We start from the raw sequence: 18,928 nt of genomic DNA, 5'->3' as shown, positions 1-18,928 counted from the left end.
TATCCCACCTACTTTTTTATCATTTTCTTTGTGGGTTTAATACCCCACCGTCAACGGTCGTGTTCACGCATTACTTGGGGGAGCGAATCCCCATGTAATTTTCCTCCTGTCTCCTGTCTCCTGTCTCCTTCTTCAAGGCCTAAAATCAAATTAACTAAACCTACTCAAAAAATAGAAATAATGAAAGGAATCTGGCTAGAAAATCAACAACTCCAACTCCGCAGCGACCTCCCTACACCCGAACCCCCAGCAGGAGAAGCACTTGTCCGCGTCTTGCGTGCCGGTATCTGCAATACAGACCTAGAACTTCTCAGAGGTTACTACCCTTACAAAGGAATCTTAGGCCATGAATTTGTTGGTGTGGTCGAACAAGGGCCCGAAAATTTACTCAATCGACGAGTGGTAGGAGAAATTAATGCTGCTTGTGGTTATTGTCGCTTTTGCTTAAGCAACCAACCTACCCACTGTGAAAATCGGACAGTCTTGGGAATAGTTAACCGCAATGGAGCTTTTGCCGAATATCTCACCTTGCCAGTAAAAAATCTCCATCCGGTACCTGAAAATGTCTCAACCGATGAAGCTACATTTACCGAACCAGTAGCAGCAGCACTAGAAATTCAGCAACAGATACAAATTTGCCCAGTAGATAAAGTTTTAGTAGTGGGGGATGGTAAACTCGGACAATTGGTGGCACAAACTTTAGCTTTGACTGATTGTCAGTTATTGGTTATTGGTCGTCATCGGGAAAAACTGGCAAATTTAGAGGAGCGGGGAATTAAAACTGGGTTTGCTGATGCGGTTACTACAGGAGCTTTTGATGTGGCAGTGGAATGTACTGGCAACCCAGAAGGATTTGCGATCGCTCGTCGTGCTCTTCGCCCTTGTGGTATTTTGGTCCTCAAAAGTACTTATGCTGGGAATCTGAGTTTGGATATTTCATCGTTGGTGGTGGATGAAATTACTTTAGTTGGTTCTCGTTGCGGACCTTTTAAACCAGCATTGGAACTACTATCACAACAGAAGGTTAATGTCAAGCCATTAATCCAAGCTCATTATCCTCTAGAAGCAGGAATTGATGCTTTTGTTCATGCTCAGAAGAAGGGAATATTAAAAGTATTAGTGGATATTGGGCAGGAATAGGCTGTTGATTTTTTTTGAAATTAAGTTTATACACCTCAAATCAAAAAGCAGCAAGCATCAAAACTATTTCTAACTATTGCCTAATATCAGTTTCAAAAAAGAATGCTATAAAAAGTGCATCTCGATTAGATATGCTTAAAAATAGCAGTTATAATTGATTTGAGATAGTTATCTCTATCGTTTTTCCCTTTCTTTCAATATTTACCCCTTCTTGCTTCTTACTTCTTACTTCTTACTTCTTCAATAGGAATTAATCCGGTCGTACCAACTCACAGATTTAGGTCTATAGTCAATACAATTAATTGCTTTTTCTGAAAGAGCAACTTTAGGTTGTACAGGACATTTAAGATGATAATCTCCAGTAAAAAATAGACAATTAGCACAGGGAATTTTGTGCATCTGTTTCGCTCTACGCACTGAATCAAGTAGGGCACCGATTATACTCCAGAACGTTAAAATTATCAATCCCCAAGCAAAGACAAAACACAGAGGAACCAAAAATGGTTGTATGGCATGAATTACAAAATAAATAAATTGAAACATGGTTAATAATTCATCACAATGGTTACTAATTCATAACATATGACATAACTTTAAATTTAATCTAATTTTTAAGATTATATAAAGTTAAAAGCTTAAATGATTATAGGATGAAAACATAGAGAATTGTTCACTATAAACAATATAGGAAGTTAAGCTATGGCCCTTAGATTAGGTGACACGGTACCCAACTTTACCCAAAATTCTTCTGAAGGGGAAATCAACTTTTATGAGTGGGCTGGAGATAGCTGGGTAGTGCTATTTTCCCATCCTGCTGATTACACGCCAGTTTGCACAACAGAGCTAGGTACAGTTGCCAAACTCAAACCAGAATTTGACAAAAGAGGTGCTAAGGTTTTAGCCCTAAGTGTGGATGATGCAGAATCTCATAAGGGTTGGATTGGAGATATTAATGAAACCCAGAGTACAACTGTTAATTATCCTATTCTGGCAGATGTGGATAAAAAGGTTTCTGATTTGTACGATATGATTCATCCTAACTCCTTAAATAATCTCACAATTCGTACTGTTTTTATTATCGACCCCGAAAAGAAACTCCGTCTTTCTATTACTTATCCCGCTAGTACAGGTCGTAATTTTGAGGAAATTCTCAGAGTAATTGATTCTTTGCAACTAACAGATAATTATCAAGTTGCTACTCCTGTAAACTGGAAAGATGGTGATGATTGTGTAATTGTTCCTTCTTTAAAAGACCCTGAAGAATTAAAACAAAAATTCCCCAAAGGTTACACAGAAGTTAAGTCATATTTGCGGATGACCCCTCAACCAAATAAGTAAAGTTATCATGTAAGCATTCAGCATTCAGCAGTCAGGTATCAACTCTTGAGAAACATATACATTTCCCGCCATAGAATTGTATGAATTGAACTAAAACTTATCCTTCTTGTGGTTCATTATCGGATTAAAAATGTAATAGAAGTTAAACGAATGCTTGCTTTATTCATTAAAAAACTAAGAGCTGAATACTGACAATAATAGCCTATTTGATTTTTATTGCTGACCGCTGAAGCGCTAATAGCTGTTTGCGCAGCAGTCCGCAGGAAATGCTTACGTTGTAATTTAATTGAGGATTAAGATTTTAACCAGGATTCTTAATCCTTAATTATTTTTAGGAGGGAAAAATTATGCTTGATGATCCGATTATTTTACAAATGCCTCCAAATTTACAAATGACAGATGAACAGTTTTTTGAATTCTGTCAAATTAATCGAGATTTACGGATAGAAACTAATAAATTTGGAGAGTTATTAATTATGTCTCCTACTGGTTCAGAAACAGGAAATCGTAACCTTGGTATAGCAGCAAAATTATATTTTTGGGCAGAAAAAGAAGGTACGGGTATTGCTTTTGATTCCAGTACAGGATTTACTCTTTCCACAGGAGCGAAAAAATCCCCCGATGTTTCCTGGATAAAATTAGAAAGATGGAATAGTTTATCCCAAGAACAAAAAGAAAAGTTTGCTCCGATTTGCCCAGATTTTGTGGTGGAGTTAATGTCACCTTCAGATAATCTGAAAACTCTCCAAGCAAAAATGGCAGAATATATGGAAGAACCAGGGGTAAAACTGGGTTGGTTAATTGATAGGAAAGAGAGAAAAGTTTATATCTATCGCCCAGGAATGCTTACAGAATGTTTAGAAAATCCTCATAGTGTAAGTGGGGAACCAGTATTACCGGGATTTGTTTTAAATATGCAGAAAGTTTGGTAAATAGGAGGGAAAATTATGCTCGAAGAAACAATGATTTTACAAATGCCTCCAAGTTTAAAAATGACAGAGGAACAATTTTTTTAATTCTGTCAAATTAATCAAGATTTACGCATAGAAACTAATAAATTTGGAGAGTTATTAATTATGTCTCCTGCTGGTTGCTGAAACAGGAAATAGAGAATTCAATATATGTCTGCAACTAGGGTTATGGTCAGAGGAAGATGGTACGGGTTTAGCTTTTAGTTCTAGTACGGGATTTGCTCTTTCCACAGGAGCGAAAAAATCCCCCGATGTTTCCTGGATAAAATTAGAAAGATGGAATAGTTTATCCCAAGAACAAAAAGAAAAGTTTGCTCCGATTTGCCCAGATTTTGTGGTGGAGTTAATGTCACCTTCAGATAATCTGAAAACTCTCCAAGCAAAAATGGCAGAATATATGGAAGAACCAGGGGTAAAACTGGGTTGGTTAATTGATAGGAAAGAGAGAAAAGTTTATATCTATCGCCCAGGAATGCCTACCGAATGTTTAGAAAATCCTGATACTGTAAGTGGGGACTCAGTATTGCCTGGATTTGTTTTAAAGATGAGCAAAGTTTGGTAAAATAATATTTTGTAAATAAAATATTGGTCAAAAAATGGATATTAAACAAGGTTTTATCGGTACAGTTGGCAATACTCCATTAATTAGATTAAATAGCTTCAGTGAAGAAACTGGATGTGAAATTTTAGGCAAAGCAGAATTTCTTAATCCAGGGGGTTCGGTGAAGGACCGAGCTGCTCTTTATATTATTAAAGATGCAGAAGAAAAAGGTTTACTGAAACCTGGGGGAACAGTTGTGGAAGGAACTGCTGGTAATACAGGAATTGGTTTAGCACATATTTGTAATGCTAAAGGTTATAAGTGTTTAATTATTATTCCCGAAACTCAATCTATTGAAAAAATGGATGCTTTGAGAACTTTAGGTGCGGAAGTTAGACCTGTTCCAGCAGTTCCCTATAAAGACCCAAATAACTATGTAAAAATGTCAGGTAGATTAGCATCGGAAATGGAAAATGCTATCTGGGCAAATCAGTTTGATAATTTGGCAAATAGAATTGCTCATTATGAAACAACCGGACCGGAAATTTGGGAACAAACTGATGGAAAAGTAGATGGTTGGGTAGCTGCTACTGGTACGGGTGGAACTTTTGCTGGTGTGTCATTATTTTTAAAAGAAAAAAATCCGCAAATTAAAACTGTTTTAGCAGACCCTATGGGAAGCGGTCTTTATAGTTATGTGAAAACTGGGGAAATTTCTAGCGAGGGTAATTCTATTACTGAGGGTATTGGTAATAGTCGGGTAACGAAAAATATGGAAAATGTGCCGATAGATGATGCGATTCGAGTTGATGATCAAGAAGCGGTAAAAGTGGTTTATCAACTGTTAAGAAAAGACGGTTTATTTATGGGTGGTTCTGTCGGAATTAATGTTGGTGCAGCAATAGCTTTAGCAAAAGAAATGGGTTCTGGTCATACTATTGTGACTGTATTATGTGATAGTGGCGCTCGTTATCAATCAAAATTATTTAATAGTGAATGGTTAGCTGCTAAAAATTTATTGCCGGATGAAGTATAACCGGGAGAAATTATGGTGGAAAATAGTCAAGTTGATAGACGTTTATTAGTCTGTCAAAATCGTACTTGTCGGAAACAAGGTTCGGCAAAAGTATTAGCTGCTTTTGAGTCGTCTGAAGTTCCTAATATTCAAGTAGAAAAAAGTGGATGTTTAGGGCAATGTGGCAATGGTCCGATGGTTTTAGTTTTGCCGGAGGAAGTTTGGTATAGTCATGTTCATATTGATGAGGTTTCGGCAGTGGTGGAAAGACATTTACTAGGTGGAGTATCTGTGAAAAAAATGCTTTATTCTAAGTTTCATTGTCTGAGAAGAAGGAGTCAGGAGTCAGGAGTCAGGAGACAGAATTTAGGAGAAAATCATAGCTGCCGTGATTGAGTAATCAATCAACCAAGTATTTATGCGTAAATTTTTTACTCGGAATTTGATCAACGAAAAAAGTAATTAGACTTCTTGCAGAAGTCAGGGAATAGGGAATAGGGAATAGAGAGATGAAATTGTTTATTTCATAGTCTTGAATTGATTTAATTAATACTTGCTGATTAAATCTAAAAGTCTTTAAATATAAAGTTTTTAGCCTTTTTAAGTATCAAAAAGTGCGAGGTTTTAGGTGGTAATGGTTCAAAAATTTAGGATTTTGGTCAAGAGTTGGACAGAAAAATCAAGGAACGATTCTTCCTACTATCTCCTCTATAATTCCCATTTATCCCATTTATCCTGACTCCTGACTCCTGAGTTCCCCTCCTGGGAGGGGTTAGGGGTGGGTTGACTCCTCCCCTGACTAAAAGACTTCCATAAGCAAACCCTAATTAACACTTTTGCAAGAGGTCTATTGAGATGATTTGCATAGTATAAATACCTACCAAGCTACGGATTTATATACTACTTTTAATATTACAAACTGAAGTGCGGAATGTAGGTTATAAATAAAGACGGACGGGTTAGGAGTCAAGATAGAAGAAGAAAGTTTTTGATCATTAATTAGGGTTTGTTGAAAAAGTCTTTTAGTAGGGGTAGGAGACAGGAGAAATGGGAATGAGCGAGGAGGTAGGAGCTAAGTTTTGTCCCAAGATTGTTCTGCCCAACTTTTGCCTAAAATGTGCTCCTTTTTGAGCATGAAGAGCTGAAAACCAGGCACTTTTTTTGACCTAAAAAAACCACTTGTCTTTATTTGTCAATGCTTTTAGATTTAATCAGCAAGCTCTAATTAAACGGACATGGTATTAAAAGCAATACTAAAAATATTAACTGTTAACTGATGAGTGATAATTACCTCTTGTCTTCCAGAAAAAGATTGACTAAAAGGCAAATTTAGGAATTTTTTATACTGAAAAATAAAGAAGTTTAAGCAAAAATTATTCATTATCAATTATTCGGTAATTTATTTTATGGAACAATCAAAATCCAATCAAAGACAGTGGTTTTCAGAGTATACAACTAATTCCCAAGAGGTAGAAAAAACAGGTCAATATCAACCGTTAATAGAATAGTATGACCAAAACCATGAAATTTTTGAGGGTGGTACTTATGCTGCCAAAAAATGCTGCCAACTTTTACATCAATATATTGGTAACTCTTCTAACTTAGCTATTCTAGATTTAGGGTGTGGTACTGGAGACCAAGGTCGTATTTTGAGAGAAATGGGGGTAAAAGGTTTCTTTTATGGAATAGATATGTCACCAGGAATGTTAGAATCTGCTAAAAGTAAGGGATTATATAAAGAACTTAAACAGTCTATTCTTCCGGAAATTCCCTATGCTGATAATACCTTTGATATTGTAATTAGCGCAGGAACTTTATGTTCTCCTGGAAATGCGCCATCGGAGAGTTTGCCGGAAATAATTCGGGTGACAAAATCAGCAGGATTACTTTGTTTTTCCTACCGCCAACATTGGTTTGAAAATCAGGAGAGTGGATGGAAAAAAATCCATGAAGAAATGTTAGAAGCAGGGTTAATGAAACAACTGTGTTGTGAGGTTGATAATTATATTCCTACTCAAAATATTAGTGGGTTATATTTTGTCTGTCATAAGTGTTGAAAATATTAATTTTGGGGAGGCGATCGCTTCCCCGAAAAAAGTTATAGTTAAACAGCATAATTTAATGAAAGATAAGTCAATAACTAAACAATCTCAAGAATTTAATGAACAACGTATCCTCTCTCATGGAAATGAAAATGAAAGTATTGAAGAAACCATAGAAAGGGTTAAACAAAGAATTATCAAAACTGGAGATAAACCCCATGTTACTGTTGCCAGACAATTAGAATTTCTTAATGAATTAGCAGGTTTTCCTTTAGGACAATTTTTATTACAAAATGGAGGTCTGAATGGCTATTGGACAGATTATGTAGTGGAACACCAATTTCAAGGAAGAATTACTGGTATTGATGCTGAAGGTCGTAGTTTAACAGAATTAGAAAAATTTTTGCTAGATAAAAACTCCTTTCCTACACAACAAAGATATGTCAATTTTGGTAAAGCTATTCAGAATTGTGTGCAAGAGGATATAGTTTTTGCTTCCTTGCCTTGTGGAGTAATGAGGGATTTGTTGAAGTTGGATTTTACCGGAGTAGAAAATTTTCGTTTAGTGGGAATTGATATTGACTATGAAAGTTTAGAATTAGCAAAAAAATTAGCTGAAGAATATGATTTATCAGAAAAAGTAGAATTTCATCAGGAAGATGCTTGGAATTTGCCTTTTGAAGATGAATTTACACTATTGACTAGCAATGGTTTAAATGTTTATGAACCTGATGATGAAAAAGTAACGGAGTTATATCGACAGTTTTTCAAAGCATTAATGCCAGGAGGTATATTAGTAACTAGCTTTTTAACCCCATCCCCAAATATTGACCCCAATTCAGAATGGGATATGAGTCAGATTAATTCAGAAGATTTATTGCTTTCAAAAATTATATTTTTTGATATATTGAATGTTAAATTTACAGCCTTTAGGAGTTCATCAACAACAAAATTACAATTACAAACTGTTGGGTTTGATGAAATAGAATTTATTTGGGATAACGCAAGAATATATCCCACAGTAACAGCGCGTAAACCTAAATAGGGTATGGAGAAGCTTTTAACTTGACAAATATTTAGTAATTAATAAAATCAATATTGTAATTCAATCAAAATAAGCTAATGACTCAACAATCTCAAGAATTTAATGAACAACGTATTCTCTCTCATGGAAGTAAAAATGAAACTCTTGAAGAAACCATAGAAAGGGTTAAACAAAGAATTATTCAGACTGGAGATAAACCCCATGTTACTGTTGCTAGACAATTAGAACTTCTTAATGGATTAGCAGGTTTTCCTTTAGGGCAATTTTATTTACAAAATGGAGGTCTGAATGGCTATTGGACAGACTATGTTCTGGAACATCAGTATCAAGGAAGGGTGACAGGTATTGATAAAGAAGGTCGTAGTTTAACAAAATTAGAAAAGTATTTATTGGATCAAGACCCTACTTTCCTGGCGACACAACAAAGATATGTCAATTTCAGTAAAGTTATTCAGAATTATGTGAGAGATGGTTTAGTTTTTGCCTCCTTACCTTGTGGGGTAATGAGGGATTTGTTGAAGTTGGATTTTTCAGGTGTAGATAATTTCCGTTTAGTGGGAATTGATATTGATTATGAAAGTTTAAAATTGGCAAAAAAATTAGCTGAAGAATATGGGTTATCTGAAAAAGTAGAATTTCATCAGGAAGATGGTTGGAATTTGCCTTTTGAAGATGAATTTACGCTATTGACTAGCAATGGTTTAAATATTTATGAATCTGATGATCAAAAAGTTATGGAGCTATATCGAAAGTTTTTCAAAGCATTAATGCCAGGAGGTATATTGGTAACTAGCTTTTTAACCCCATCCCCGAATATCGACCCCAATTCAGAATGGGATATGAATCAACTAAATCTAGACGATATGTTACTTACAAAAATCATATTTGGCGATATTATGTTGAATCTGAAAATTACAGGATTTAGAAGTTCATCAACGACAAAATTACAACTACAAAATGTTGGTTTTGATGATATAGAATTTATTTGGGATAATGCCAGGATATTTCCTACGGTAGTAGCAAGGAAACCTAAAAAATAATGTGGAGATTTTTTTGATTTGAGGTAGAATAAATGATTTCAGGACTTACGCATGAGGTACGAAAAACTAGAATGTGAAATTGCTTTCCGTTCCGGACTGCTGCGCAAACCCTGTGGGTCGCTTCGGACGAAAATACCTTGTACTGCGTAAGTCCTATGATTTGTAAAAAATCAAGAATTATAGATAAAAAATGAAAAGTATTACCCCTTCTCCCTAATTTCAATGAAATTCATACAAAACTACCATCAAACTACTACAGTAATTGAGAAAATCAACTAAATTAACGACTGTTATTATAGAAAAATAGAAGTAAAAAAGGCGTTGCTGAATAAATGTATGATTTCACAGTCCTCATGAGTCAGGAGTTAGTAGATAGAAAGGAGTTTTTCGGTGACTAAATAGAAAGAAATAGGTATAATTTGCACTACTGTTTTGGCTGAAAATTTATCCAAAGTTGAATTTCATACCTCAAATCAGTAACGCCGTAAAAAAATAGTAAAAATATCAACCCAAGAATATCAAATTATCGTATAAAATTACATTCTGTTTGTAAAGTAGTAATTGGATGTCTCTAAATTATTGTCCTAATTTAACCGATCTGCCTAATGACAGAATTACATGAGAAGCAACAACAGGTATAATTTAAAAAGACAAACAACAAAATAATTAAAATATCAATCAAAGGATATCAAATTATGGCATACGATTACGATCTATTTGTGATAGGTGCAGGATCGGGTGGGTTAGCATCTTCAAAAAGGGCAGCATCTTATGGAGCAAAAGTAGCGATCGCTGAAAATGATTTAGTAGGAGGTACTTGCGTCATTAGAGGATGTGTCCCAAAAAAACTCATGGTTTACGGTTCCAGATTTTCCCACTTGTATCAAGATGCAGTAGGTTATGGTTGGAGTGAAGTAGAACCTAGTTTTGATTGGCATAAATTAATAGATGCTGTAAATACAGAAGTTCTACGTTTAAATAAACTACATATCAGTTTCCTGGAAAAAGCAGGAGTGGAACTAATAGAAGGATATGCCAAATTTATCGACCCCCATACCGTAGAAGTAGGCGATCGTAAAATCACAGCAGATAAAATCTTAATCGCTGTCGGTGGGAAAGCAGAAAAAATCAACATTCCTGGAATTGAACATAGTATTACTTCCCGCGAAATGTTCCACCTCAAAGAACAACCAAAAAGAATGGCAGTTTGGGGAGGCGGTTATATCGGTGTAGAATTTGCCGGAATTTTAAATGGTGTCGGTACTGAAGTTACTCAAATTATTCGTCGGGATTTAATTTTGCGAGGTTTTGACCAAGACATCCGCAGCAACATTCAAGAAGGAATGACAAAACATGGAGTAGACTTCCGCATCAATACAAATGTAGAAAAAATTGAGAAAGTCGAAGAAGGGTTAAAAGTTCACCTAACAGGAGAAAATGCCGAACCTTTAATTGTCGATACATTCCTCTGTGCAACTGGTCGCAAACCAAACTTAGAAGGTTTGAACTTAGAAAACGCTGGAGTAGAAACAGTTAGTGGTGCAATTGCCGTTAGTGGAAACTGTCGTACCACTCAACCAAATATTTATGCAGTGGGAGACTGTATAGATAAAGCAAATTTAACTCCTGTTGCTATTGCTCAAGGTCGTGCTTTTGCTGATACAGAATTTGGTAATATCCCTAGAGCAATTTCTCTAGAAAATATTCCCACAGCAGTCTTCTCAGAACCAGAAGGATCTACCGTAGGTCTAACAGAAGCAGAAGCTAAAGAAAAATTTGGTGACTCTATCAAATGTTACCGCGCTAAGTTTCGCCCAATGTTCCACAGTTTTACAGGTGCAGATGAAAAAGTAATGGTGAAATTGGTAGTCGAGGGTAATACTGACCGTGTTTTAGGAGTACACATGGTCGGTAAAGATGCGGGTGAAATTATCCAAGGAATGGCGATCGCTGTTAATATGGGTGCAACCAAAGCAGACTTTGACCGCACTATTGGTATTCACCCCTCCACATCAGAAGAGTTAGTAACTTTACGTTGAAGAAGGTGGTAAGTTACAGCACTTTTGCCGATCTCTGACCTCACGTCACAAACAAAACCCTGTAGGGGCGAATGGCCATTCGCTCCTACTACTGTCTACTCCTGAAGACTGACTCCTAACAATGAGTTTAGTGGTCTACTCAACTGAAAAGCGCTGTAAAAGAAGTAAGAAGAAAAAAGTAAAACCGAAGTTGGAAGAAACAATTTAGGTAGAAAAAGTGGCGTTAGTGAAGCGCGTGTATGATATTAATCTTAATTCTTTAGGAGTCAACCCACCCCTCGCCCCTCCCCCTCCCAGGAGGGGGAAGACCGAGTCAGGAGAGAAGAAAGAAGAAGAAAGAGTAGTAGAAGGAGAAAGTTTTTTGTTCGCGCTCTTATCCGGACATGATATCATATCTCAAATCACCAACGCCAAAAAAGTTAGTCAACCTTCTTTACCGGTTAAACAGTTATAGATTGGTTAAGTAAGGAGTAGTCAGGAGTCAGGAGGAGAGAGAATCACAAAGATGAGCGTAGTTATGACGATTGAAGAATTTTTGATAGTCCTGCATGGTAATGGTAGGATACATATTTTTTAATTTCTCCCACACTCCTCATCTCCCCATTTCCCACACTCCCCATCTCCCCATCCCCCCAAACTCCTGGTGCTTCCTTTACCATTACTATGCACCACCACCGAATTTTTTTATTTCCAATTAAACGGATTTGATATAATTTGAAAAAAAAGGATTTGATATTAATTCATACCTAACCAAATATTGAGAGGTAAAATTTTATGTCCCCAGCTTTGATTTCTGCTGTATTAGGATTATTAGTTACACCCTTAACTATTAGTTCTGTTATTGCAACTCCTAACTATAATAATGATGCTCAAATAATTAGTCAAACAACAAAAGTACAGGAGTCACAATCAACAGAAGAAGGTGTATTTCAACAACTAAATCTTACACAAGAACAAACTGATAAAATTGTGGCAATTCGTCAGCAACATCAACAGCAAATTATTCAAAGTTTAGAAAATTTGCGGGATGCCCAGGAAGAATTAAATCAAATGATAATTGCTACTAATACTGATAATCAACTACGGCAAAAACATGGCGAAGTTTTACAGTTGAGAAAAGATTTAGCAGAATTACAATTTAATACTATTCTCAAAATTAGAGAAGTGCTAACTCCCGAACAATTACAACAGTGGTCAAAGTTAATGCAGCAACGCCGGGAATCTCTCAAAAATCGCTAGTTAAATTAACTTTAAAGACTAGAAGTAGTGGTGGTTGGTATGAGTATTTTATAGTAAGTAAATTCTGGAATAATTTATAGCCAGCCTGATTGATAAAATAATATGATATAAATATATAAAACTGATTCGATCGTCGGCAAAATTATCGAATAAAAAAAACAGTCATTACTAGTCATTACTAATAAACTTTACAAAATAATTATTACAAGTTTTGAAAAAAATACTTTAGCAAGATAAATTTCAAAGCGTTTCTGTACGGAAATGCTGTTTGCGGAGGATTCCGGTACGGAAAATGCTGATAGCTAGTTAATACCATTTGGACAAATATTAGCTACTAATTACCCTGGCCTATTCTTGACTTTAAACAAAAGAAATGCTGAATAATTACACTTATATTTATTTACATGGATTTGCCTCTAGTCCCAAATCTAATAAAGCTATATATTTGCGCGATCGCTTCGCATAAATCAACCTCAATCTTAATATTCTAGACTTAAATCAAAATGATTTTTACAACCTAACTTTAACAAGACAAATTCATCAAGTAGAGTCAGAAATCACAAAAAAATCTACACCAATAATATTAATTGGCTCTAGTTTTGGTGGTTTAACATCTACTTTTTTAGCAGAACAAAATTTCCATGTTAAAGCAATAATTTTACTGGCACCCGCCTTTAATTTTTTATCCCATTGGCAACAAAATTTAGGAGAAGAAAATTTACAAAAATGGCAAGAAAGGGGAGATTATTGGATATACCATTATGGAGAAAAAAAATATTCACTATTGAGCTATGATTTTATAGTTGATTTGATCGAGTATGAAGAGAAAAAATTAAAACGTACTTTACCAACTTTAATTTTTCATGGTTTAAATGACAACGTGATTCCCATTCAAGCTAGTCGAGAATTTGTTGCCAAACGCTCCTGGGTAGAATTAATAGAACTTGATACTGACCATACTTTGGGGAATGTGATGGCAAAAGTTTGGCAGGAAATTAATCAGTTTTTAAAGCAAGACTTTAGTTAGATAAATAATTAAGATAAGGTTATAAATATTGTCGGAGTAAAACAATATTAATTATGATGATAATATGTCATAAAAAAAAGGCGTAAGCAATGAATGAAGTTAAAACTATACAAACTTTAGCAGTTGATATTGGTGGCAGCGGGATTAAAGTAATAGTCTTAGATGAAACAGGAGAACCTATCACAAAACGTAGTCGTGTCGAAACACCAGACCCAGCAAAACCAGACCCAATATTAAAAGAGATTGTCTCTTTAGCAGCAGAACAAGGAGAATTTGACAGAATATCCGTAGGTTTCCCTGGTGTAGTTATGGATGGTGTGATTAAAACAGCAGCAAATTTAGATTCTGACTGGATAGGGTTGAATTTGGCAGCAGTGCTTTCAGAACGCTTGGGGAAACCGGTGCGAGTTGCTAATGATGCTGATATTCAAGGACTAGGAACAATTGAAGGCAAAGGAGTAGAGTTGGTAGTTACTTTAGGAACTGGTTTCGGTTCAGCATTGTTTCTAGAAGGAAAACTAGTGCCAAACTTGGAAATGGGTCATCATCCGTTTCGTAAAAAAGACACTTATGAGGAACACTTAGGAAGAGCAGCATTAGATGATATTGGTAAAAAGAAGTGGAATAAGCGCTTAGAAAAGGCGATCGCTACTCTACAACATTTATTTAATTGCGATCATATTTATCTTGGTGGTGGCAATACAAAAAAAATTGAATTTGAATTACCAACAAATGTAAAAATAGTGCCTAATGTAAATGGTTTATTAGGAGGAATTGCTTTATGGAAAGAATAATTGGCGTTGGTAAATTAAGGTATGATATTAATCTTAATTACTTAGGAGTCAGGAGTCAGGAGTCAGGAGTCAGGAGGAAAGAAAGAAGAAGAAACAAGGAATAGAAGGAGAAAGTTTTTTTGTTGGCGCTCTTATCCGGACAAAATATCATACCTCTTTTCACCAACGCCTAATAATTAAGTAGTCATAGTTTTAGTATTTCTCTATTAGACATAGGCGCGATCATCAAAAATCAAATCAATCCCATACGCATAAATCATCAATTATTTCCCCCTACTCCCTACTCCCTACTCCCTACTCTCTCTCTTTCGGAGATGCCTATTTAGTTAGGATTGACTAATTTTAAAAGCTTTTGCTTAACTTGAATATTAAAAACATCCCATTTTTTTTGAGCATATTCACTGTTAAAATTAAAACCAGAAAGAAAATCTATAGGAATTTCAAAACCTCCTGCTTGGCAACGCCCTCCACCGAAAAAATGTCCTTGGGTATCCATTCCAAAAGCTTCTTTAATAAACTCATCTGGATCTAGAGTAATTTTATTAGTTCGCAAAGATCCAGTGACTACTTCTAGTTCTTTTTCCTCATCTTGAACAATACCATAAACAACAGCAGTATGAACATTTTCTTCTGTGATTAAAAAGTCAGCAGCTTGAGGAATAGCATCTCGATCTAAACCACGAAGATAACCAACACCAGAAATAGAAACATTGTTATATATATATAGAGCGATGAGACAAAGCTCTTTCAATAATATCAATCACCCGTTGAGACCTAGAAGATTGTAGCACCGCATTTAATAACGTTGCATCATAAAAACGACTTAAATAAGCCGTCGCCAGAAAATCTTCATCTGTTGTTTGTAATAACTGATTTGTATCAGACCTGATGCCATGCATCAAAGCTGTAGCACATTTTATATGTTCGATAGTATTATTATCAAATTCTAGTAATCCTGCTTGAATATATTGGGTTAAGATAGTAGCTGTAGCTTTGATTGAAGGCCGAATATCTACAAACTCTGCCTTTAAGTTTTCTTGTAGACTATGGTGGTCAATAACAGCCACTACAGGAATAGTTTTTACCACCAGTGAAGTGAGCTGACTGGTAGTACCTTGGTTATCAATAAAAACACATCCTTGATAAACAGATAAATCCTTTTTTTTAGAAGTTTCTACTGTCTACTTTTGGACTGGCAAACCAGTCAATTTAACAAGTGTAATATTTTCTTGATGACTCATATCATGTCCGGTAGCATCGGTATTGTATAGCAAAGGTAGGGAACAGGGAACAGGGAACAGGGAACAGGGAACAGGGAACAGGCAGGAATACTTAAGGGCAATAAAAAAACTTAAATTCCCTGTAGATATTCACCCTTGAGTTTACACAAACGCGCCCCAGCGGATATGATATCAGAGTACCAGTATAAACAAGATCACACTGAATATTATATTGTTCGGCAATTAACTTATAAGCCAAAGCTCCTGAAAGTGCATCTAGGTCTGGAAAATCTTGGAGAATAATTAATTGACGAGTATGAGAATGCTTCTCTAAAGTTTCGATTAAAGCATCTATTTTTAAATTAGTAGGAATTGGGATAATTTTAGATAAAGTTTGAATAACATATTTTTTTAGTCAATTCCTGATTTTTAACTTGAGAATGATTGAGCATAATTATTTTTTTAGACAATTAATAACCTGTCATAAATTCAGTTGATTTCCATTGATTTTGTGGTTGAAAGAGGATATTAATTTTGTACAATGATTCTAATTTTGGGACAATTATCAGAAATACTTTTTGGATTAACCGTTTGATTTCAAACTATCCTCTTTCATTGATCCTATTGTTTGTAGAATTTATCACCTCAAGTAAATGTTTAGCTATCTCAACTAGAATGCAGGTCTTGGAGAGATGTGTCAAGTTCCATTCTTTGTTTAGCTTGATGTAAAAAGTAACCACTCATCATCGCAGAAGCCAACATTTGACCAAGATTTTCTCTGCTAGTAGTTATAGTCATGGCAAAATGCTCTGGTGGTAAATGTCCCAACATTCCTCTTAAATTTTGTTCCATAATTTGAGCAACTTCTGGTTCTGGTTTAGAAAGTTGAGCTACAGTTTCTGGATTCAAAGATTGAACATATTGCCATAATACGTTATCACTACTGGATTGATTGGCAGAATATTCAGAGGGATGACTTGGAAGATTATTCATAGTACTTATCTAGAATTAATAGAGTTTAGTATTTAGTTACATATTAGCAACTTTTTCCAACTCCAGTATTAAGAGTGACCGAACTTTTCGATCCGGTTTTTTCTACTCTAGCCAAACCGTATTTCACGTTTGACAGTTTGTGGATGGATTTTGTTAAAGAAGCACCTCAGCGGTCAGCACCTCAGCTATCAGCAGATTTTTTTTGAGACACCCTAGGAGAGCGGAGCATTCCGGAACGAAAAGGAGATTTCAACTCCGACTCAACCATCCAGCTTATAAGAACCGGGGATTTTGACCCCTAGCTCTAAAAGCTGAAGCACTGATAGCTAGTTAAATAGAGGAAATAAATCTTGAATGGCGATCGCTACTCAAATTTCCTAGTTAAATTTATATTCCTTCCTATTGTTGAACTAAGCTTTATAATACTTATCCTACTAAGCTTAATACATGATATACTTATGATTTAGTAATCTAAATAATATTCCTTAAAAGTTATGGGTCGTTCAAAAAATAATTCCTCTAATATGAATGCTAAAGGCGATCGCGTAGTTTACTCAGAGTTTGGTAATAATGCTACCTCCCCAGCAACAGAAAGAGCAGTACCAAACTTACCTCCAAATCAACAAAATTTAAAAGTACAAGCATCTCGCAAAGGTCGCAAAGGAAAAACAGTTACCATTATTAGTGGGTTTCAGTCGAACCAGGAAGTTTTGACAACTTTACTGAAACAGCTTAAAAATCAATGTGGTGCGGGTGGCACTGTGAAAGATAATGAAATTGAAATTCAGGGGGAACATAAACAAAAGTTACTGGAGATTTTAACTAAATTGGGCTACAAAGCTAAAATTAGCGGTGGTTAAAGAAGCTCCTCAGGAATCAGCAGATTCTTTTTGAGACACCCTAGGAGAGCGGAGCATTCCGGAACGGAAAAGAGATTTCACGGCCGTTCATAAGACGGGGTTTTTTACCGAATAATTAGGGCTTGCTGATTAAATCTAAAAGCATTGACATATAAAGACAAGTGCCTTTTTGAGGTCGAAAAAAGTGCCTGGTTTTCAGCTCTTCATGCTCAAAAAGGAGCGTATTTTAGGCAAAAGTTGGGCAGAGAAATCATTCTTATAATTCTTACTCCTACCTACTCTAAATTCCCCGTTCCTCCTGTCTCCTGTCTCCTGTCTCCTGTCTCCTGTCTCCTGTTTCCTGTCTCCTGTCTCCTGTCTCCTACCCTCACCCATAAGACTTTTTCAGCAAACCCTAATTAAGGTTTAAAGCCTCTCCTTTAAAGGAGAAACAAGCGGTCGTTAGCGCAGCTTCCCATAGGGTGGGATGGCGTACTTCGGAGCGGCTCTGTCAAGAGCGGGTCTTCTCGCCATATCCAATCGACCAAGAGAAGAAAAATTTTTCATTATTAGTCAATCCTATCCGTTTTCAAGGAGAGGTAATAATTAATAATTAATAATTAATTGTTGAATTCTAGCTCTAAAAGCTGAAGTGCTGATAGCTAAAAGCTGATAGCTAGTTAAATATTAGCAAAAAATGGGTTGGTTAGGAAATAGATTGATATAGCGTTTCTCAGCCTAATGAGTTACACCTATGTTTATTTGTCTTCTGTTGCCTGTTGCCTGTTATAAACTTGCCAATAATATTTATATAGCTAATATTAAGAACGATAATTGTTGCGGAATTTTGATTTTAGCTTTGTAGTTTTAAATAAGAAGTAATTAAACTTATATTAGTGGAGATATATAAATGTTTAGAACAGTTGCTTTAGTATTACTAGGAACTTCTGTTGGTTTTGGATTTTCTCTGGTAGGTGATGGTAATGGGTTTGCTATTAAAGTACCTCAAATAGAAGCAGGAAAATTAGAATGTCGTTGGTTACCTGAAGATACCTCTAATAACTCTTCTATTAACGGAGAATTCTTGGAGCCTAGATATTAGATTTGCTCTCAAGTCCTATTTTAATTACACATAATATCAAATCCGTTTAATTGGACATAAAAAAATTATTCAATGGTCATAACTACGCTTATCTTTGTAATTCTTTCTCCTCCTGACTCCTGACTCCTGACTCCTGACTCCTGCTAACTTAAGCATTCTATGGCTGTTTAACCGGATTTGATATAATTTCTCAATGTAGTGAGAAAAGCTATATTTTATCTTTCTTTTTGAATTCTAATAAGTAGCTCTACTTAATTATTGGACTTTGGACAAAAAAAGTTAGCGTAATATTTAAACTAACTACTGAAATTAAGATTTAAAGACCGAATTCATACTGGAATTATCTTTGTTTTTGAAATTATTTATCATCCTGAAAATCAGAGGATGGGTCTGGTTCAATTTCTCCACCGAAACAGATATCTAAATAACTTTCTTGAAGGGAATGAACAACTCTCTCCAACTCATCAATAAGATTCCTTCGAGTCATTTTTTCAACTGCATCAATATGAGCTTCACTTCCCCCTTTTCCTAAATACTTATATT

The 18,928-nt window shown here is 35.5% G+C and carries 21 protein-coding genes and 3 pseudogenes; 16 read left to right on the top strand and 8 right to left on the bottom strand.

From position 1 onward, the window contains the following. The first annotated feature begins 180 nt into the window (after nucleotides 1–180). Nucleotides 181–1,140 carry an alcohol dehydrogenase catalytic domain-containing protein gene (locus F6K06_RS24915; RefSeq protein ID WP_124147294.1) on the top strand — a complete coding sequence of 320 codons (960 nt, stop codon included), beginning with the start codon at nucleotides 181–183 and terminating at the stop codon, nucleotides 1,138–1,140. A 240-nt stretch (nucleotides 1,141–1,380) separates the two neighbouring features. Here F6K06_RS24915 and F6K06_RS24910 read toward each other — a convergent pair whose 3' ends face one another. After that, nucleotides 1,381–1,683: a hypothetical protein gene (locus tag F6K06_RS24910; protein WP_124147295.1), complete on the bottom strand. Its 303-nt coding sequence runs from the start codon at nucleotides 1,681–1,683 to the stop codon at nucleotides 1,381–1,383. Between the two features lie 156 nt (nucleotides 1,684–1,839). Here F6K06_RS24910 and F6K06_RS24905 point away from each other — a divergent pair, with 156 nt between their 5' ends. From F6K06_RS24905 to F6K06_RS24885, 5 genes and pseudogenes are all read left to right on the top strand, one after another. Continuing rightward, complete coding sequence (locus F6K06_RS24905) at nucleotides 1,840–2,478, top strand: peroxiredoxin (RefSeq protein ID WP_124147296.1); 639 nt, start codon at nucleotides 1,840–1,842, stop codon at nucleotides 2,476–2,478. A gap of 347 nt (nucleotides 2,479–2,825) precedes the next feature. Next, nucleotides 2,826–3,410: a Uma2 family endonuclease gene (locus F6K06_RS24900; RefSeq protein ID WP_287243376.1), complete on the top strand. Its 585-nt coding sequence runs from the start codon at nucleotides 2,826–2,828 to the stop codon at nucleotides 3,408–3,410. 93 nt (nucleotides 3,411–3,503) lie between these two features. Then, nucleotides 3,504–4,011, top strand: a pseudogene (locus tag F6K06_RS24895) (Uma2 family endonuclease). A 34-nt stretch (nucleotides 4,012–4,045) separates the two neighbouring features. After that, nucleotides 4,046–5,026 (top strand): cysteine synthase A, encoded by a 981-nt coding sequence (locus F6K06_RS24890; protein WP_124145848.1) that lies wholly within the window; start codon nucleotides 4,046–4,048, stop codon nucleotides 5,024–5,026. Nucleotides 5,027–5,038: 12 nt separating this feature from the next. Further along, nucleotides 5,039–5,401: a ferredoxin gene (locus F6K06_RS24885; RefSeq protein ID WP_124145847.1), complete on the top strand. Its 363-nt coding sequence runs from the start codon at nucleotides 5,039–5,041 to the stop codon at nucleotides 5,399–5,401. Nucleotides 5,402–5,713: 312 nt separating this feature from the next. Here the strand turns inward: F6K06_RS24885 and F6K06_RS24880 are convergent, their stop codons facing one another. Then, entirely contained in the window at nucleotides 5,714–5,839 is a 126-nt protein-coding gene (locus tag F6K06_RS24880) for a hypothetical protein (RefSeq protein WP_287287900.1), read from the bottom strand. Between the two features lie 692 nt (nucleotides 5,840–6,531). On the opposite strand from F6K06_RS24880, the gene F6K06_RS24875 reads away from it, so the two are divergent. From F6K06_RS24875 to F6K06_RS24855, 5 genes are all read left to right on the top strand, one after another. After that, complete coding sequence (locus tag F6K06_RS24875) at nucleotides 6,532–7,062, top strand: class I SAM-dependent methyltransferase (RefSeq protein WP_124145846.1); 531 nt, start codon at nucleotides 6,532–6,534, stop codon at nucleotides 7,060–7,062. Next, complete coding sequence (locus F6K06_RS24870; RefSeq protein WP_124145845.1) at nucleotides 7,043–8,092, top strand: class I SAM-dependent methyltransferase; 1,050 nt, start codon at nucleotides 7,043–7,045, stop codon at nucleotides 8,090–8,092. The genes F6K06_RS24875 and F6K06_RS24870 overlap by 20 nt, the downstream gene beginning before the upstream one ends. 77 nt (nucleotides 8,093–8,169) lie before the next feature. Next, nucleotides 8,170–9,132 (top strand): class I SAM-dependent methyltransferase, encoded by a 963-nt coding sequence (locus F6K06_RS24865; RefSeq protein ID WP_287243374.1) that lies wholly within the window; start codon nucleotides 8,170–8,172, stop codon nucleotides 9,130–9,132. Between the two features lie 695 nt (nucleotides 9,133–9,827). After that, on the top strand, nucleotides 9,828–11,171 hold the full coding sequence (gor, locus tag F6K06_RS24860; protein ID WP_124145842.1) for a glutathione-disulfide reductase: 1,344 nt from the start codon (nucleotides 9,828–9,830) through the stop codon (nucleotides 11,169–11,171). Nucleotides 11,172–11,388: 217 nt separating this feature from the next. After that, on the top strand, nucleotides 11,389–11,625 hold the full coding sequence (locus F6K06_RS24855; RefSeq protein ID WP_124145841.1) for a hypothetical protein: 237 nt from the start codon (nucleotides 11,389–11,391) through the stop codon (nucleotides 11,623–11,625). Between the two features lie 61 nt (nucleotides 11,626–11,686). On the opposite strand, the gene F6K06_RS24850 is transcribed toward F6K06_RS24855, so the two are convergent. Continuing rightward, nucleotides 11,687–11,830, bottom strand: a complete 144-nt coding sequence (locus tag F6K06_RS24850; RefSeq protein ID WP_161564606.1) for a hypothetical protein — start codon at nucleotides 11,828–11,830, stop codon at nucleotides 11,687–11,689. A 115-nt stretch (nucleotides 11,831–11,945) separates the two neighbouring features. Between F6K06_RS24850 and F6K06_RS24845 the strand changes: the two genes are divergently transcribed. The 3 genes and pseudogenes from F6K06_RS24845 (at nucleotide 11,946) to F6K06_RS24835 (ending at nucleotide 14,231) form a co-directional block, all read left to right on the top strand. Beyond that, on the top strand, nucleotides 11,946–12,410 hold the full coding sequence (locus F6K06_RS24845; protein WP_124145840.1) for a Spy/CpxP family protein refolding chaperone: 465 nt from the start codon (nucleotides 11,946–11,948) through the stop codon (nucleotides 12,408–12,410). A gap of 373 nt (nucleotides 12,411–12,783) precedes the next feature. Next, nucleotides 12,784–13,437 (top strand): annotated as a pseudogene (locus F6K06_RS24840) (YqiA/YcfP family alpha/beta fold hydrolase). Nucleotides 13,438–13,526: 89 nt separating this feature from the next. Then, a complete protein-coding gene (locus F6K06_RS24835) occupies nucleotides 13,527–14,231 on the top strand; it encodes an ROK family protein (protein ID WP_124145838.1) in 705 nt (234 codons plus the stop codon). A gap of 322 nt (nucleotides 14,232–14,553) precedes the next feature. Here F6K06_RS24835 and F6K06_RS34250 read toward each other — a convergent pair whose 3' ends face one another. The 3 genes from F6K06_RS34250 to F6K06_RS24820 form a co-directional block, all read right to left on the bottom strand. Continuing rightward, complete coding sequence (locus tag F6K06_RS34250; protein WP_338043212.1) at nucleotides 14,554–14,982, bottom strand: hypothetical protein; 429 nt, start codon at nucleotides 14,980–14,982, stop codon at nucleotides 14,554–14,556. Further along, nucleotides 14,945–15,319, bottom strand: a complete 375-nt coding sequence (locus tag F6K06_RS34245) for a hypothetical protein (RefSeq protein WP_338043211.1) — start codon at nucleotides 15,317–15,319, stop codon at nucleotides 14,945–14,947. Before F6K06_RS34245 ends, F6K06_RS34250 begins: the two co-directional genes overlap by 38 nt. Before the next feature lie 798 nt (nucleotides 15,320–16,117). Beyond that, nucleotides 16,118–16,444: a DUF760 domain-containing protein gene (locus F6K06_RS24820; RefSeq protein ID WP_124145837.1), complete on the bottom strand. Its 327-nt coding sequence runs from the start codon at nucleotides 16,442–16,444 to the stop codon at nucleotides 16,118–16,120. A gap of 494 nt (nucleotides 16,445–16,938) precedes the next feature. Between F6K06_RS24820 and F6K06_RS24815 the strand changes: the two genes are divergently transcribed. Continuing rightward, nucleotides 16,939–17,304 carry a translation initiation factor gene (locus tag F6K06_RS24815; RefSeq protein ID WP_124145836.1) on the top strand — a complete coding sequence of 122 codons (366 nt, stop codon included), beginning with the start codon at nucleotides 16,939–16,941 and terminating at the stop codon, nucleotides 17,302–17,304. Nucleotides 17,305–17,499: 195 nt separating this feature from the next. Here F6K06_RS24815 and F6K06_RS24810 read toward each other — a convergent pair whose 3' ends face one another. Continuing rightward, nucleotides 17,500–17,679, bottom strand: coding sequence for a hypothetical protein (locus tag F6K06_RS24810; RefSeq protein WP_124154843.1), 180 nt, complete (start codon nucleotides 17,677–17,679; stop codon nucleotides 17,500–17,502). Nucleotides 17,680–18,193: 514 nt separating this feature from the next. Here F6K06_RS24810 and F6K06_RS24805 point away from each other — a divergent pair. Further along, nucleotides 18,194–18,385, top strand: a complete 192-nt coding sequence (locus F6K06_RS24805; protein ID WP_124145835.1) for a hypothetical protein — start codon at nucleotides 18,194–18,196, stop codon at nucleotides 18,383–18,385. Nucleotides 18,386–18,743: 358 nt separating this feature from the next. Here the strand turns inward: F6K06_RS24805 and F6K06_RS24800 are convergent. After that, a pseudogene (locus F6K06_RS24800) lies at nucleotides 18,744–18,928 on the bottom strand (hypothetical protein); the annotation flags it as partial.

The organism is Okeania sp. SIO1H4, from assembly GCF_010672695.1.
In the GTDB taxonomy this organism is placed as follows: domain Bacteria; phylum Cyanobacteriota; class Cyanobacteriia; order Cyanobacteriales; family Microcoleaceae; genus Okeania; species Okeania hirsuta.
Note: the sequence above shows the minus strand (reverse complement) of the source record. Positions and strands in the feature narration are given on the sequence as shown.

Excerpts from the sequence above, each read along its gene's own strand:
- F6K06_RS24915 (WP_124147294.1), top strand. The coding sequence starts at position 181 with ATGAAAGGAATCTGGCTAGAAAATCAACAACTCCAACTCCGCAGCGAC.
- F6K06_RS24910 (WP_124147295.1), bottom strand. The coding sequence starts at position 1,683 with ATGTTTCAATTTATTTATTTTGTAATTCATGCCATACAACCATTTTTG.
- F6K06_RS24905 (WP_124147296.1), top strand. The coding sequence starts at position 1,840 with ATGGCCCTTAGATTAGGTGACACGGTACCCAACTTTACCCAAAATTCT.
- F6K06_RS24900 (WP_287243376.1), top strand. The coding sequence starts at position 2,826 with ATGCTTGATGATCCGATTATTTTACAAATGCCTCCAAATTTACAAATG.
- F6K06_RS24890 (WP_124145848.1), top strand. The coding sequence starts at position 4,046 with ATGGATATTAAACAAGGTTTTATCGGTACAGTTGGCAATACTCCATTA.
- F6K06_RS24885 (WP_124145847.1), top strand. The coding sequence starts at position 5,039 with ATGGTGGAAAATAGTCAAGTTGATAGACGTTTATTAGTCTGTCAAAAT.
- F6K06_RS24865 (WP_287243374.1), top strand. The coding sequence starts at position 8,170 with ATGACTCAACAATCTCAAGAATTTAATGAACAACGTATTCTCTCTCAT.
- gor (WP_124145842.1), top strand. The coding sequence starts at position 9,828 with ATGGCATACGATTACGATCTATTTGTGATAGGTGCAGGATCGGGTGGG.
- F6K06_RS24850 (WP_161564606.1), bottom strand. The coding sequence starts at position 11,830 with ATGGTAAAGGAAGCACCAGGAGTTTGGGGGGATGGGGAGATGGGGAGT.
- F6K06_RS24845 (WP_124145840.1), top strand. The coding sequence starts at position 11,946 with ATGTCCCCAGCTTTGATTTCTGCTGTATTAGGATTATTAGTTACACCC.
- F6K06_RS24835 (WP_124145838.1), top strand. The coding sequence starts at position 13,527 with ATGAATGAAGTTAAAACTATACAAACTTTAGCAGTTGATATTGGTGGC.
- F6K06_RS24820 (WP_124145837.1), bottom strand. The coding sequence starts at position 16,444 with ATGAATAATCTTCCAAGTCATCCCTCTGAATATTCTGCCAATCAATCC.
- F6K06_RS24815 (WP_124145836.1), top strand. The coding sequence starts at position 16,939 with ATGGGTCGTTCAAAAAATAATTCCTCTAATATGAATGCTAAAGGCGAT.
- F6K06_RS24810 (WP_124154843.1), bottom strand. The coding sequence starts at position 17,679 with ATGGGTGAGGGTAGGAGACAGGAGACAGGAGACAGGAAACAGGAGACA.
- F6K06_RS24805 (WP_124145835.1), top strand. The coding sequence starts at position 18,194 with ATGTTTAGAACAGTTGCTTTAGTATTACTAGGAACTTCTGTTGGTTTT.